Consider the following 13,554-nt stretch of genomic DNA (forward strand, 5'->3'; position numbering starts at 1 on the left):
TCCGTCAATCGTCGTCACGTCGTCGGCACCAGCAAGTCCCACGGACGAGCAGCAGGCGCCGCCTGCCTGCCGTCCGGACAGCTGGGACGCAACTCACACCAGGCACAACGAGGTGCCGGTCGCGCAGGAAAGAGTTGGTCCGGATCGCCCCCTTCGGTGAGCCTATCGGTCGCTGTGCGTGACGCTGTAGCGGTCTCCTCCGCTCTGCGCACATGCTCGCTCAGCGACTCGTCGGTGTGCTCGGCCACGGCGACGGTGCCCGACGGCAGGTGATGGAGTTCCACGCGCGAACACGGCGCACGCAAAGTTCGCCCCGCCGCGACGGCATAGAGTGCGAGAGCCTGCGATCGTCGCGCGTCGGAGTCTTCGGGTGCCCGCCGCCCGGTCTTGTAGTCAACGACGACGAGTTCGGCGTCCCTTCGATCGATGCGGTCGGCCCTTCCTTCCACGATCAACGACGGCGAGGCCGGATCGCTGCCCACCGTGGCCGACACCCACCGCTCAAGGCCGACCACGTCGGCGTCCGCGCCGTGTTCCTCGACGTAATCGGCGACCCATCGGCGGGCGGCCTCCGCGTATCTCGCCACCTGCACCGCATCGGCGAATCCTGCGCCGCGCCAATGTCGGCTCACCAGTTTCGCCGCCCGTTCCGGTGTTCGTTCGCCCGATGGGAGGCCGAACAGTTCACGCATCGCGTTGTGCACGACGGCCCCCAGCGTGTTGTGCGCCCAGGGTCCCGTCCGCATCGGAGCAGGCCGGTCAAGGTAGGTCATCCGGTATCGCCGGGGGCAATCGTCGTAGATCGAGAGCCTCGCGGGAGTCACCTTGATCAGCGGCCGAGGTTCGACACCGAAATCGAACCCGAGCTGTTCCATCTCACGCTCCCTCGATGAAGCCACGGATCGAGTCGGCCACCAGCTCGACGGCGATGGCGGCCAGCAGCAGACCCGCGACCTTGGCCAGCAGCGTGATCCCGCTTTCGCGCACAACCCGGATCAGCACACCCGAATACCGCATACACGCCCACAACACGAGATGCGTTGCCACGATCGCCGCCCCCAGTGCGACGTACGCGCCAACCTGCCCGTGTGCCTGGCGGACGAACACGATGGTCGCGGCGATCGCACCAGGCCCCGCGAGCAGCGGGGTACCGAGTGGCACGAGCGCGACGTTCACGTCCTCGGCCGCCTCGGGCTCCGCCGTATTGTTGCTGGTGAGCAGGTCGAGCGCGACCAGCAGCAGCAACAGTCCTCCCGCGCCCTGCAACGCGGGGATGCCGATTCCCAGGTAAGCCAGGATGAACTGCCCCGCCACGGCGAACAGGGTGATCACGAGAAGTGACACGAGCACCGCCTGCCGCGCCGCCTTCGCTCTCGCGGCAGGCGGTTTGCGGCCGACAAGGCTCAGGAACACCGGCACCGTGCCAGGCGGGTCCATGATCACCAGCAGGGTGATCGACGCTTCGAGGAAGAGGGTGGCGTTGAAGAACTCGCTCATGCCGCCACCACCGGGGTTCCCGCCGCCTTCGCCAGCAATTCCTCGAACTGATCGGGCTCCGTGGTCTCCTGCCCGATGGCGATGACCTTGTTCGTGCCGTGGTAGTCGCTAGCCCCTGTCCGGACAAGACCGAGGTCGTCGGCCAGCGCGCGGAGCCGTCGCCGGGTCGCCGCGTCATGGTCGGGGTGATCCACCTCCACACCGGTGAGTCCCCGCTCGGCCAGCGCGGCGATGGCGTCCTCCGACACCGTCGGCCCCCGCGAGGTGGCGAACGGGTGCGCCAGCACCGTGACCCCGCCCGCCGCCTCGATCATGGCGATCGCCGTGTCCACCGGTGTGTCCGCCCTCGGGACCAGGTACCCGCGCGCACCGCCGAGGTAGCGCGCGAACGCCTCGTCAACGGTCCGGACCACTCCGGCCCTGACAAGGGCCTGTGCCAGGTGCGGCCTTCCTGCCGGGGCGTCGGGGCCGAGTCCGGACAGCACCTCGTCGGGATCGATCGGCAGCCCGTCCGCCGCCATCCGCTCCGCCATCACCCGCAGCCGCCGCCTGCGCTCCTGCCGCAGCCTGCGCTGCTCCGCCACCAGCGCAGGCGCGGCAGGGTCGAACAGGTACGCCAGAAGGTGCACGCTCAGGCCGTACCCCTCCGCCGAACGCGCCTCGCACGACAGCTCCGCACCCGGAACCAGCGTCAGCCCTGGTGGCAGCGCACTCGCGGCCGCCTCCCAGCCCTCGGTGGTGTCGTGATCGGTCAACGCGATGACGTCGAGACCGGCGTCCGAGGCGACCCGCACGAGATCGGCCGGACTGTCGGTGCCGTCGGAGACGGCGGAGTGGGTATGCAGGTCGATTCGCACGCCGACCATTGTCCAGCGTGTGGGTTACCTGCCTCGTCTGCCCTCGCCGGGCTCAGCCGACCATCTTCTTGCTCCGCCGCGCCGCGCGCTGAGCCTTGATCATGGAGAACCGCTCGGCCTGCTTCTGCTTGTCGCCGAACACCAGCTCGGAGATCGTGTCGTAGAACTCCTCCGGCTTCGGCAGGTACTCGATGCGGTTCAGCGCCTGAATCTGACCGGCCGACTCCACGACCATCGTCCCGTACCCGAAGATCCGCCCGAGGAACGGCCGCTCGTAGGTCAGGTCGGTGACCTTGGTGATCGGCATCATCAGGACCTGCGTGGTCCAGACTCCGGTGGTCATGACGAACCGTTTGTCCGTGACCACCAGCCGTTCCACCCACCACTCGACCACCTGGTAGGCGAAGCGCAACACGAGGAACAGCGCGACGTACCACAGGACGTTCTGCAACACCCACATCGCGGGCGGCAGGATGTACGACACCATCACGCACACGGCGATCAGGGCGACGGCCTCGAACGTCTGCCAGATGAGGCAGGCCCAGTGCCGCCGGATCCTGATCACCCGGCGTTCGGTGTCGAGAAGATATTCGTCTGGGTCGCGTGGCGCGAACATGGCCGGAGCCCTTCGCCGGTCAGCTGAAGACGTTGCTGACGAACGTGATCACGGCCTCGGCGGCGTCTCGCAACGCGGTGATGATGTTGTCCACGAACCCCGCCGCCTCTCCTGGCCGGGCGATCACGAAGAAGAGGACCAACGCGATACCAGCGAACGTCGCAAGCTTTTTCGCGTTCACGGCGATCAATCCCGTCTCTCGAAGTGCAGACCTGTGTGTGCGGCTTGGTGCCACTAAGTTTGTACCGCACTGCGCTCCGTTACGGCAGTGAAGTACTGCGCTTGGGTCAGTCCGCTGCGGCGAAATTGATCTTCAACTACACTGCGTGAGGCTTTCGAGTGACGCACGCCACTCACCTGGGGAGCGGAGGTCGCGGTGGACACCCAACGCTGTGTGGGCGGTGTCGTGTTCGACGCCGAGGGCAGGCTGTTGCTCATCCGCCGACGTCAGGAGCCTTCGGCGGGACTCTGGTCGCTGCCGGGAGGCCGGGTGGAGCGGGGAGAGAGCGACCCCGAGGCCGTCATCAGGGAACTGCGGGAGGAAACCGGCCTCACTGTTCGGCCGATCTCGTGTGTGGGACTCGTCACCCGCGGGAGGTACGAGATCCACGACTACACGTGCACCGTGGAAGGCGGGCGGTTGCGGCCGGGAGACGACGCCGACGACGCCCGCTGGGTGACCTCGGCCGAGCTGGCCGAACTCGACGAGGCCGGACTCCTCACCGCAGGCCTGACCGAGGCCCTCACGACGTGGAACGCACTACCCCGCCGCTGAAAGGCGCATCGCTCAACCGGCGAGCCACGTCATCCGCTGCCCGTGCGGGACGGCCTGCGCTTTGAGTTCGGCGTGCGCCTTCCCTTCGTCGAAGGACACCACGCCCAGCGTGTCCTTGCCGGTCGCGCGGTAGGCCAGCTCGTCGTGGCCAGGGAGCACGTGCCGCAGACCTACCTCGTAGTTCTCCATCGCGACCCACCACAGGCTGCGCCGGGTGGCGAGTTCGCGCAGCGCGGCCACGAAGTCGTCCCGCCGTGCGGCTGGCAGGTACGGCAGGGCGTGGCTCGTGAAGACGATCAACGGCAACTCGGCGGGAACCTTCGCCGCCGCGACGGCGAGGTCGTCCACCGCGTCGCCGGTTACCAGCTCCGGACGGTGGCGGCGCTGCGCCGCGGCCGCCGTGCGCAGCAACCGGACGCGGTCCGGCTGATCGGCCCACACGCACGCCTCCAGCCACGCCAGCTCGTCCTCGTCGGAGGCATCGACGGGTGAGCGGTCGAGCCCGATCCTCGCCCCGACGGTCATCTTCCTCGGCAGCGCCGGGAACACCGCTCCCTCACGCACGGACAGCGCGCAGTGCAGGCCGACGGCCGCCTTGGACGGCCCCGCCGTGATCTGCTCACCACCGTCACGCAGGTAGCGATAGGAGAACGTGTCCATGCCGAGCAGCAGTCCCGCACTGCAGCCGACTTCGAGCAGGCCGACGGCGCCTCGAATCCGCTTCGCCACGGAGGCGACGGCGGGATACAGCACGGCGGCCCTGCCCACCTCGTTGGTCTGCGTGTACCGGGTGGCGACGAGCTCCCGCATCGCCGTGGCGCGCTCCAGCACGAACTCCCGGAACAGCGGCCATGTCCGGTCGTCAGGACCGTCGAGCCCACCGAGCGAGGGGTAGTAGCGCGTCAACGGGTGGATCGGCTCCGACTGGAGCAGCCGGTGCACCGCCGCGAGCAGCAACGTCGGGTGCGCGTCGTTGCCCGAGGCCGCGGTCAGCAGCGCGGCCACGTCATCGTCGGTTGCGGCTCTGGCGGCAAGGTGCGAGTACAGCGGCGAGGCCTCCGCCGCCTCGTCCTCGGCGAAGCGCCGGAGTCTCTCGCGAACCGTGTCCAGACTCGAAGCCATGTCCGTCCTCGGGGAGTGTGGCGGCAAAGACGTCCTCGCCCCGCGCATCGGGGAGGCAGGCGTGGACTCGCCTCACCGTAGCCGGTGGGACGCGGCCGGCAGGGGTCACCACGCGAGCGCCACGTCCGTACCACCGGGAATTCACCTGCGTCACACCCACCTGTGCCGACACGACCACCCCGGCAGGAGTACCCTCGGACAACGGCGCGGCGAGATCGCGAACGGCGAGATTTCTTCCCCGCAGGCGCCTTTCGACTCCGAGGAGGTGAGGACGCAGATGAGTAGTGGCGATAGTCCGCTTCCTAGTTCAGCCGGCGTTCCCACCTCCATGGCTCGGCCACTGCCGCCGCGATAGTCGTAGCGCTGCCCGTGGCGTGAGCCCGAGAACGGGACCGCTGGCGTGTGCCTGTCGTCAAGAATCCGCGACGCCACAGCCAGGAGATCCTCATGCCAGCCATTCCTTCACTCGGCAACCTGCGCGGCCGGGGCAACGGCCGTGTCTCCCGCAACGGCCGAGCCCGCGACACCCGCGAGGTCAGGCCCTCGACGTACGTCGTTGACTGCGGCGTCTACCTCGACGGCGTCAGGCAGCCGGGCGAGTGGTCCCACAGGGACGCCATCGCCGAGGTCCGCAAGCGGGGCGAAGGATTCGTGTGGATCGGGCTGCACGAGCCCGACGAGGCTGAGATCCAGGGCATCGCCGACACGTTCGGGCTGCACGAACTCGCTGTCGAGGACGCGGTACACGCCCATCAGAGGCCGAAGCTCGAACGCTACGACGACACGCTGTTCATGGTGTTCCGCACCGTCCGCTACGTGGAGCACGACTCCCCCACCACGGCCAACGAGATCGTCGAGTCCGGCGAACTGATGGCGTTTCTCGGGTCCGATTTCATCATCACCGTCCGGCACGGCAACCACGCCGGTCTCGCCCACCTCCGCAGAGAGCTCGACGCTGACCCGGAACGTCTCGCGCCGGGCCCCGCGTCGGTGCTGCATGCCATCGCCGACCACGTCGTTGACCACTTCCTCAACGTCACCGAACGCATCGAGGACGACATCGACGAGATGGAGACCGAGGTTTTCGCGCCGCGCACCCGCGTCACCTCCGAACAGATCTACCTGTTCAAGCGCGAGGTACTCGAACTGCGGAGGGCCGTGCTGCCGCTCGCGACCCCGCTGCGCGGGCTCGCCGAGGGCTACACCCGGTTGATCCCCGACGAGGTCCGGTCGTACTTCCGCAACGTGCACGACCACGTGACCACCGTCGCCGACCGCGTCGCCGCGTTCGACGAACTGCTGACCACACTCGTCGATGCCACGCTCGGAAAGATCACCCTCCAGCTCAACTCCGACATGCGCAAGATCACCTCGTGGGCGGCGATCATCGCGGTCCCGACGGCCATCGCGGGCATCTACGGGATGAACTTCGAGTACATGCCCGAGGTGCAGTCGCGTTACGGCTATCCGGCCGTGATCGCCGTCATCCTCGTGATCTGTCTCGTGCTCTACCGCGTGTTCCGCAAGAAGAAATGGCTGTGACTGGCGCGGACTCCACGTCGCACCGAGTCGTCTCCCTTCCCCGTGCTCGACCGAAAGGAGTGAGGGCATGCCCCGGATTCTCACCAACCTCAAGTTCTGGGCCTTCACCACCGCGCTGGTGTGGGTCGTCGTCGTCACCGTGATCATCGCCACGAACCCCGAGTTCGCGCGCGGTGCGGGATAATCAAGGCGTGTCGCTGCCGGACGGTTTCCAGCGTGGCGTGCCTGGCGCGGACTTGCCTCCGAGGGTTCTCGCCGTCTCCGACGAGGTGAACGAGGCACTGTGGACCACGTCCGTGAAGGACGTGGCGGTTGACCTCATCCTCGCCGCTGGTGATCTCCCCTTCGACTACCTCGACTTCCTCGCGAGCACGCTCGACCGCCCTCTGGTGTTCGTGCCGGGCAACCACGACCCCGATCTGAGCGGATTCGGCTGGCGGAACGGGCTTTCCCTTCGTGCGGGATTCCCGTCCCGCTGGCCCGGCCCGCCCGGAGGCATCAATGCCGACGGGCGGATCGTGGAGGTCGCGGGCGTCCGCGTCGCTGGTCTGGGTGGATCACCCTGGTACAACGGTGGTCCGAACCAGTGGACCGAACGCCGGCAGAGCCGCCGTGCCCGACGGCTCGTGCGGCTGGCACGCGGCGCACCCGTTGACGTTCTGCTGACCCACACCCCTCCCCTCGGCGTCGGTGACGCGGACGGAGCCGATGCGGACCGCCCGCACCGGGGCTTCGGCTGCCTCCACGACGCCGTCACGAGCCTGCGGCCACGGTGGTTGCTGCACGGACACATCCACCCCTACGGCAGACATCCGCCCGAACAGCGCCTCGGCGACACCCGGGTCCGTAACGTCGTCGGCGCACACGTGTTCGGGCTCGGTCCCCTGTCTCGAACGGAGGCACCGTGAGAAACCACGACACCGGATTCCCCCGCATCGACGCCGAACACGACTTCCTCCGCGCCCGTCGCCGCCAGGTGCTGTCCCGGCTGGCCACCTGGCTGCGGCGAGAACCCGACGACGTCAACATCACCCTGCCGTTCGACGAGGTGGTGGAGGCACTCGGCAGGGAGGGCGAGCAGCGGATCGGCCTGCGTGTGATCCGGCTCGACTCCATCGTGGGGAGCGTGGACCGGGGCCGCGACTTCGACCGCCGGTTCCGGCCCACGTCGGCACGGGTGCGGCAGCGGTGGGAACGGCTGGCTCTGGCGAGCAGGCGCGGCGAGCACATCCCGCCCATCGACGTCTACCGCGTCGGCGATCTCCACTTCGTGATCGACGGGCACCACCGGGTGTCGGTGGCGTACGCGCTCGGACTCTCCACGATCGAGGCCAACGTCATCGTGGTCCGGACCACGCTCGATCCCGGCGGGATCCGGTACCGTGGCGACCTCATCGTCAAGGGGTACCGGCGGCTGTTCCTCGAACGTGTACCGCTGCGCGGTGAGGCCCGCGCCGCCGTGGTGGTGACCGATCCATGGGACTACGCCGAACTGGGCGAGCACGTCGAGGCGTGGGGCTTCCGGCTCATGCAGGACGAGGGCACGTTCCTCGACAGAGCCACCGTGGCGCACCGCTGGTACACCGACGAGTACGTGCCGGTGGTGCGGATGCTGCGGCAGGCCGATCTGGTGGGCGACCGCACGGAGGCCGAGGCGTACCTGTGGGTGGCGGGAGAACGCTACCGCCTCATCCGAACCCATCGTTGGGACGATGAGGTCATCGAGGCGGTGCGATCCCGCCGCCGCTGAGGCACTTCCCGCACGCGTGTCCGCACTTCCCGCACGCGTGTCCGCAGCCTCCGGCGCGGACACGCCAACCCCCCGTACCGAAACTGCCAACACCCACACACACTGCGGACGCAAGTACACAGGCTACAAACACCCGCACATAGCCTGCGGACACGAGTGCACAGCCTGCAAACATCCGTACATAAGCTGCAAACACCCGTGCGCAGGCTGCGGACACGGGACGTGGCGTCCTGGCCCGCAGCCTGCAGCTCACCGCATCCTGGGGCAACCCCGGCTTACCGCAGGCTGGGTCAGCCCTGGTAGGTGAGGTTCTTGCCCGACGACGGGTCGAACAGGTGGATCTTCTCCACGTCGAACCACACCTGCACCTCGTCACCTTCCCGGACCTCCGACGCCGCGGACAACCGGGCCACGATCGACGACGCGGCTCCGGGGACGTCCGACGCTCCGGCATCGGCGGCGATCTCCTGAAGCTCGGCCGTCTGCGCCAGCTCGGCTTCCACCGTGAAGTAGGCGTACTTCTCGGAGCCCATCGACTCCAGTACGTCCACCGTCGCGCCGAACGTGGCGCCACCCCGCCGGTGCCCCTCCTCGACCAGCGCGGCGTCCTCGAAGCTCTCCGGGCGCACACCCATGATCACTTCACGCGGAGCGCCTGCCTCCTCCACCAGCCTGCGCAGGCGGTCGGGCAGCTCGACGGAACCAAGCGCGCTGTTCAACGCCCCGTTCTCCAGCGTCGCGGGCACGAAGTTCATCGACGGCGAGCCGATGAACCCGGCCACGAACAGGTTGGCGGGGTTGTCGTAGAGGAACTGCGGCGCACCGATCTGCTGCACGACACCGCCGCGCAGCACCACGACGCGATCGCCGAGTGTCATCGCCTCGGTCTGGTCGTGGGTGACGTAAATGGTGGTGGTGCCGAGTTGCTTCTGAAGCTTCGACACCGATGTCCGCATCTGCCCTCGCAACTTCGCGTCCAAATTGGACAGGGGCTCGTCCATGAGGAACGCCTTCGGGCTGCGGACGATGGCACGCCCCATGGCAACTCGCTGCCGCTGACCGCCCGAGAGGTTGGAGGGCTTGCGGTCGAGGTGCTGCGTCAGGTCGAGAATGCGCGCCGCCTCCTCGACCTTCTGCTTCACCGTGGCGTCGTCCACCTTCGCCAGCCGCAGCGGGAACGCCATGTTCTCCCGCACGCTCATATGCGGGTACAGCGCGTAGGACTGGAACACCATTGCGATGTCACGGTCTTTCGGCGTCTTCTCGTTGGCGCGCTGACCGTCGATGCGCAGTTCGCCCGAGGTGATGTCCTCAAGCCCGGCGATCATGTTCAGTGCCGTCGATTTACCGCAGCCCGAGGGGCCGACGAGGATCACGAACTCGCCGTCGGCGATGTGAATGTCCATTTCCGACACGGCGAGGGCTCCGTCGGGGAACCGCTTGGTCACCTTGTCGAGCACGATCTCAGCCATTGCCTAACCCTTCACCGCACCGGAGGTCAGCCCCGCGACGATACGTCGCTGGAAGAACAACACGAACAGAATGATCGGAATGGTGATCACCACCGCTGCCGCGGAGATGGTCCCCGTCGGGTCCTCGAACTGGGAGGCACCCGTGAAGAACGACAGCGCGGCAGGCACCGTCCGCGACGCCTCGGTGGACGTCAGCGAGATGGCGAACAGGAAGTCGTTCCAGCAGAAGATGAACACCAAAATCGCCGAGGTGAACACGCCGGGCGCGGCCAGCGGGGCGATGACCTTGCGGAACGCCTGCCCCGGCGTGGCGCCGTCCATCTTCGCCGCCTTCTCCAGCTCCCACGGGATCTCCCGGAAGAACGCTGACAGCGTGTAGATCGCCAACGGCAGGGCGAAGGTGATGTAGGGCAGGATCAGTCCCGGCCACGTGTCGAACAACCCGAGTTCGCGCTCGATGTTGAACAGCGGCGTCACCAGAGAGATCTGCGGGAACATCGCGATCAGCAGCGAGACCCCGATGAGCAGCTTCTTGCCGGGGAAGTCGAGCCGCGCCACGGCGTAGGCCGCCATCATGCCGAGGACGACGGCGATCAGCGTCGCGATGATGGCGATGCCAATCGAGTTGACGAGCGGCCGGATGAACTCGTTGGTCGCGAAGATCTCGCGGTAGTTGTCCAACGTCCACTCGCGGGGGATGAAGTTGCCGTCCGCGAGCGTCTCCTTCGTCTTGAACGAGAGGGAGACGATCCACAACACCGGTACCAGCGCGTAGACCACCACGACGATGTCGATGAGAGCCCACCGCGCCTTCCGCGCGGTGGTGACCGTACCCAGGCCAGACACAGCCATCAGCGCCTCCCGTTCTGGTCACTGCCCGGCGCCGCCGTGCCGAACACCTTGACGAAGATGAACGCGATGATCGCCACCGCGATGAAGATCAACACTGCCATCGTGGAACCGATGCCGAGGTTGAGCCCCTTCATCAGGTTGTTGTAGGTCTGCATCGACACCGAGGAGGTGTCGTTGGCACCGTTCGTCAACACGAAGATGTTGTCGAACACCCGGAACGCGTCGAGGGTGCGGAACAGCAGGGCCACGAGGATGGCCGGCTTCATCACCGGCAGCATCACCTTCGTGAACCGCTGCCACGCGTTCGCACCGTCCATCGAGGCCGCCTTCAACAGATCGTCCGGCACGAGAGCCAGACCTGCCATGAGGAGCAGCGCCATGAACGGCGTCGTCTTCCACACCTCGGCGAGGATGATGATGCCGAGCGACGACCACTGCTCGGTCAGCGGCGCGCCGTCGGGTGCGAGCGCGTTCGCGAGGTAACCCGTTTCCGGCGTCCAGGCGTAGAACCACGAGAACGCCGCGACGACCGTGACGATGCCGTACGGGATCAGCGTCACCGTGCGCACGAGACCCCGGCCCACCAAGGTCCGGTGCATGATCAGCGCCAGCGCCATACCGAGCACGAACTCGATGGCCACCGACACCACGGTGATGAGCATCGTCACCCCGAACGCCGTCCACCAGTACGAGTTGGTGAGCACGGCGGCGTAGTTGTCGAACCACACGAACTCGCGCTCGTCGGGGAACCGCAGGTCGTAACGCTGCAACGACAACCACACCGAGTACGCGATCGGGTACGCGGTGACGGCCAGCATCACGATGGCGGCAGGCGCGACCAACAGCAGGCCGAGTTTGCGTTCGGCGCGCTTGCCCTCGCTCATCGGGGCCTTGCCGCGCTTCGCTCCCGTCTCGGCCCGCCGCGCGGGCGTGGCCTCGGTCGCGGGGCTTGCAGCCGTGTCACTCATGGGATCACGCCCTTCGAGCTGAGCGCCTCGTCGAGCTGGTCACGCAGTTCCTGTGCCTTGGACTGCGGATCGATCGCCGACGGCGGCGAAAGGACCTTCGCCATCACAATGGAGAGGTTCTGGTACGCCGGTGTCAGCGGGCGGACGGCGGCGTCCTTGAGCTCGTCCCGAATCGTGTCCTTCATCGGGTACTTCTGCTCCATCGTCGGGTTCGACTCGGGGTCGGCCTGCTTCGACGGGTCGAGCGGCGCGGGGTCGTCGTAGACCGACTCGATGGTCGGCGGCACGCCGTCCATCAACGCGGAGAACTTCTGGTGCTCGGGGTTGCGCAGGCACAGCGCCGCCTCGAACGCCTCCTCCTTGTGCTGCGACGACGAACTCACCGCGAGGTTGTAGCCACCGATGGTGCTGCGCCCGGTGCCCGGCTCCCCAACACCCGGATAGGGCGCCCACTTGAAGTGCTTCAGCTCGTCCGGCTTCTCGGCCGCGTAGGAGGCGTAGACGAACGGCCAGTTGAGCTGGAACGCGCCACGTCCCTGCTGGAAGGTCAGGCGAACCTCGTCCTCCTGCTGGTTGGTCAGCGACGGGTCCGTGAGCCCGGTCGAGCTGACCTCCCTGAGGATCTCCAGCGCGCGCACGGCACCGGGGTCGATGACCACGGACTGCCCGTCCTCGGACAGGATGTGCCCGCCTGCCGATTCGGCGATGGAGTTGTAGACGACCACGAGGCCCTCGTACTGCGCGCCCGTGAACAGGATCTGGTGCGGCTTGCCCTCCTCGCGCAGTTGCCGCGACATCTCCATCATCTCTTCCCACGTGCGCGGCGGCTCGGGGGTGATGCGGTCGTCGTACCAGAGCAGCTGCACGTTGGTGTTCTTCGGCGCCGCGTAGAGCTTGCCGTCCCAGACGGCCGTCTCCAGCGGCCCGGCAAGCACGTCCTTCTCGGCCTCGGCCTTGTGCTCGCCGGTCCACTCCTCGACCCAGCCCGCCTCGGCGAACTCGGGCACCCACGTGACGTCGAGCCCCAGGATGTCCAGCGACGTGTCACCGGCCGCGAGCCTGCGCACCATCTGCTCGCGCTGGCCGTCGGCGTCGCGGGGCAGTTTGTTGTAGACGATCTCGTAGCGACCGTTCGCCTGCGCGTTACAGTCGTCCACCACCTTCTGGAAGTTGTCTTCCGGGGCGTAGTAGACGTTGATCTGCATCCCGTCGCTCGACCCGCACGCGGCCAGCATCGAACTCGTCACCGCGGTGACACCGAGCATCGCTGCCACACGACCGGGTGAGCGTCGTCGCCGCCGTGCAGCGACCTTCACCATGAGTCTCCTCCCCACCGCACGTCGGGAGGAGGAGTTCAGGCTCACCCACCCCGACGTGCATGGACATCGTTGTCACAAGGTCAGACAAGAGCCTGTGACCGGTGCCATGAATCTAGGCCGGTCGATGAGAGCGCGCAAGTACGGACAGTAACGACCGTAAACCAGATAGAAGACCTTGTTCGGTCAGCCGTGTGATCCCATGGCCAGGCGCGCAAGCAGATCGCGACCCTTCTCGGCCGTTCGAGGCTGACAGAGCACGTCGTAACGCCCCGCGACGAGCTGACTGGCCGACGAGAAGTCGCGGCGGCCCCGGGTGAACGCGTACCCCATCGCGGCCGAAGCGGCCCCGAACACCACACCGGCGATCAGACCGACGAACAACGGGATGTACGAGAATCCCTGCGTGGTGTCGAACAGGCTGAGCAGGATGCCGACGAACGCACCGAACCAGGCGCCCGAAGCCGCTCCGGTACCCAGGACCTTCGCCCACGACAACTTGCCGAGCACCCGCTCCACCAGCATCAGGTCCACCCCGACGATGGTCACGTCCTGGACCTCGAACTCCTTGTCCGCGAGGTAATCCACGGCGCGCTGCGCCTCCTCGTAGGTGGCGTACGAGCCGATCGGCCAACCGGACGGAGGCGTGGGGAGGCGAGGCGACCTCGGCGCCTGACGACCCGACGAGAAGGGACCGGTCACGATCATCACCTGTGTTCTGCTCGTTGCGCTTGCCTGCTACCCGGCGCGGGATGAATCCATGATCTCACGCTTCGCACACCCGGGA

General features: G+C 67.3%; 15 protein-coding genes. 4 read left to right on the top strand and 11 right to left on the bottom strand.

The genetic code is table 11. The annotated features are described in order from the left end of the window. Window positions 1-14: 14 nt before the first annotated feature. The 5 genes from SACXIDRAFT_RS06465 to SACXIDRAFT_RS23275 are packed head-to-tail and all read right to left on the bottom strand — an operon-like array spanning window position 15 to window position 3,151. The gene (locus tag SACXIDRAFT_RS06465) at window positions 15-875 is read right to left on the bottom strand and encodes a RecB family exonuclease (protein WP_006237712.1); all 861 of its coding nucleotides are present in this window, start codon (window positions 873-875) and stop codon (window positions 15-17) included. 1 nt (window position 876) lies between these two features. Further along, on the bottom strand, window positions 877-1,497 hold the full coding sequence (locus SACXIDRAFT_RS06470; protein WP_006237714.1) for a MarC family protein: 621 nt from the start codon (window positions 1,495-1,497) through the stop codon (window positions 877-879). Continuing rightward, complete coding sequence (locus SACXIDRAFT_RS06475) at window positions 1,494-2,363, bottom strand: PHP domain-containing protein (protein WP_006237715.1); 870 nt, start codon at window positions 2,361-2,363, stop codon at window positions 1,494-1,496. Before SACXIDRAFT_RS06475 ends, SACXIDRAFT_RS06470 begins: the two co-directional genes overlap by 4 nt. A gap of 43 nt (window positions 2,364-2,406) precedes the next feature. After that, window positions 2,407-2,970, bottom strand: a complete 564-nt coding sequence (locus tag SACXIDRAFT_RS06480; protein ID WP_006237716.1) for a PH domain-containing protein — start codon at window positions 2,968-2,970, stop codon at window positions 2,407-2,409. A 19-nt stretch (window positions 2,971-2,989) separates the two neighbouring features. Continuing rightward, window positions 2,990-3,151 (bottom strand): hypothetical protein, encoded by a 162-nt coding sequence (locus SACXIDRAFT_RS23275; RefSeq protein ID WP_005453762.1) that lies wholly within the window; start codon window positions 3,149-3,151, stop codon window positions 2,990-2,992. Between the two features lie 195 nt (window positions 3,152-3,346). Between SACXIDRAFT_RS23275 and SACXIDRAFT_RS06485 the strand changes: the two genes are divergently transcribed. Further along, window positions 3,347-3,745, top strand: a complete 399-nt coding sequence (locus SACXIDRAFT_RS06485) for an NUDIX hydrolase (RefSeq protein WP_006237719.1) — start codon at window positions 3,347-3,349, stop codon at window positions 3,743-3,745. 12 nt (window positions 3,746-3,757) lie between these two features. On the opposite strand, the gene SACXIDRAFT_RS06490 is transcribed toward SACXIDRAFT_RS06485, so the two are convergent. Then, the gene (locus SACXIDRAFT_RS06490) at window positions 3,758-4,867 is read right to left on the bottom strand and encodes a DUF2332 domain-containing protein (RefSeq protein ID WP_006237720.1); all 1,110 of its coding nucleotides are present in this window, start codon (window positions 4,865-4,867) and stop codon (window positions 3,758-3,760) included. Window positions 4,868-5,314: 447 nt separating this feature from the next. On the opposite strand from SACXIDRAFT_RS06490, the gene corA reads away from it, so the two are divergent. From corA to SACXIDRAFT_RS06505, 3 genes are all read left to right on the top strand, one after another. Continuing rightward, window positions 5,315-6,409 (top strand): magnesium/cobalt transporter CorA, encoded by a 1,095-nt coding sequence (gene corA / locus SACXIDRAFT_RS06495; RefSeq protein WP_006237721.1) that lies wholly within the window; start codon window positions 5,315-5,317, stop codon window positions 6,407-6,409. A 191-nt stretch (window positions 6,410-6,600) separates the two neighbouring features. Next, complete coding sequence (locus SACXIDRAFT_RS06500; RefSeq protein ID WP_083840070.1) at window positions 6,601-7,317, top strand: metallophosphoesterase family protein; 717 nt, start codon at window positions 6,601-6,603, stop codon at window positions 7,315-7,317. After that, window positions 7,314-8,159, top strand: a complete 846-nt coding sequence (locus SACXIDRAFT_RS06505; RefSeq protein WP_006237724.1) for a ParB N-terminal domain-containing protein — start codon at window positions 7,314-7,316, stop codon at window positions 8,157-8,159. Before SACXIDRAFT_RS06500 ends, SACXIDRAFT_RS06505 begins: the two co-directional genes overlap by 4 nt. A 290-nt stretch (window positions 8,160-8,449) precedes the next feature. Here SACXIDRAFT_RS06505 and SACXIDRAFT_RS06510 read toward each other — a convergent pair whose 3' ends face one another. From SACXIDRAFT_RS06510 to SACXIDRAFT_RS06530, 5 genes are all read right to left on the bottom strand, one after another. Beyond that, a complete protein-coding gene (locus SACXIDRAFT_RS06510) occupies window positions 8,450-9,631 on the bottom strand; it encodes an ABC transporter ATP-binding protein (RefSeq protein WP_006237725.1) in 1,182 nt (393 codons plus the stop codon). A 3-nt stretch (window positions 9,632-9,634) separates the two neighbouring features. Then, window positions 9,635-10,483, bottom strand: a complete 849-nt coding sequence (locus tag SACXIDRAFT_RS06515) for a carbohydrate ABC transporter permease (protein WP_006237726.1) — start codon at window positions 10,481-10,483, stop codon at window positions 9,635-9,637. Then, on the bottom strand, window positions 10,483-11,451 hold the full coding sequence (locus SACXIDRAFT_RS06520; protein WP_006237727.1) for a carbohydrate ABC transporter permease: 969 nt from the start codon (window positions 11,449-11,451) through the stop codon (window positions 10,483-10,485). The genes SACXIDRAFT_RS06515 and SACXIDRAFT_RS06520 overlap by 1 nt, the downstream gene beginning before the upstream one ends. Next, a complete protein-coding gene (locus SACXIDRAFT_RS06525; protein ID WP_006237728.1) occupies window positions 11,448-12,770 on the bottom strand; it encodes an ABC transporter substrate-binding protein in 1,323 nt (440 codons plus the stop codon). The genes SACXIDRAFT_RS06520 and SACXIDRAFT_RS06525 overlap by 4 nt, the downstream gene beginning before the upstream one ends. Before the next feature lie 183 nt (window positions 12,771-12,953). Continuing rightward, window positions 12,954-13,475, bottom strand: a complete 522-nt coding sequence (locus SACXIDRAFT_RS06530) for a YflT domain-containing protein (protein ID WP_006237729.1) — start codon at window positions 13,473-13,475, stop codon at window positions 12,954-12,956. Between the last annotated feature and the right edge of the window lie 79 nt (window positions 13,476-13,554).

The sequence above is a fragment of the Saccharomonospora xinjiangensis XJ-54 genome (assembly GCF_000258175.1).
Taxonomy (GTDB): Bacteria; Actinomycetota; Actinomycetes; order Mycobacteriales; family Pseudonocardiaceae; genus Saccharomonospora; species Saccharomonospora xinjiangensis.

What these genes read in the sequence shown, in the direction of transcription:
- SACXIDRAFT_RS06475 (WP_006237715.1), bottom strand. Translation starts at nt 2,363, where the DNA reads ATGGTCGGCGTGCGAATCGACCTGCATACCCACTCCGCCGTCTCCGAC.
- SACXIDRAFT_RS06515 (WP_006237726.1), bottom strand. Translation starts at nt 10,483, where the DNA reads ATGGCTGTGTCTGGCCTGGGTACGGTCACCACCGCGCGGAAGGCGCGG.
- SACXIDRAFT_RS06480 (WP_006237716.1), bottom strand. Translation starts at nt 2,970, where the DNA reads ATGTTCGCGCCACGCGACCCAGACGAATATCTTCTCGACACCGAACGC.
- SACXIDRAFT_RS06530 (WP_006237729.1), bottom strand. Translation starts at nt 13,475, where the DNA reads ATGATCGTGACCGGTCCCTTCTCGTCGGGTCGTCAGGCGCCGAGGTCG.
- corA (WP_006237721.1), top strand. Translation starts at nt 5,315, where the DNA reads ATGCCAGCCATTCCTTCACTCGGCAACCTGCGCGGCCGGGGCAACGGC.
- SACXIDRAFT_RS06520 (WP_006237727.1), bottom strand. Translation starts at nt 11,451, where the DNA reads ATGAGTGACACGGCTGCAAGCCCCGCGACCGAGGCCACGCCCGCGCGG.
- SACXIDRAFT_RS06510 (WP_006237725.1), bottom strand. Translation starts at nt 9,631, where the DNA reads ATGGCTGAGATCGTGCTCGACAAGGTGACCAAGCGGTTCCCCGACGGA.
- SACXIDRAFT_RS06490 (WP_006237720.1), bottom strand. Translation starts at nt 4,867, where the DNA reads ATGGCTTCGAGTCTGGACACGGTTCGCGAGAGACTCCGGCGCTTCGCC.
- SACXIDRAFT_RS06525 (WP_006237728.1), bottom strand. Translation starts at nt 12,770, where the DNA reads ATGGTGAAGGTCGCTGCACGGCGGCGACGACGCTCACCCGGTCGTGTG.
- SACXIDRAFT_RS06465 (WP_006237712.1), bottom strand. Translation starts at nt 875, where the DNA reads ATGGAACAGCTCGGGTTCGATTTCGGTGTCGAACCTCGGCCGCTGATC.
- SACXIDRAFT_RS06470 (WP_006237714.1), bottom strand. Translation starts at nt 1,497, where the DNA reads ATGAGCGAGTTCTTCAACGCCACCCTCTTCCTCGAAGCGTCGATCACC.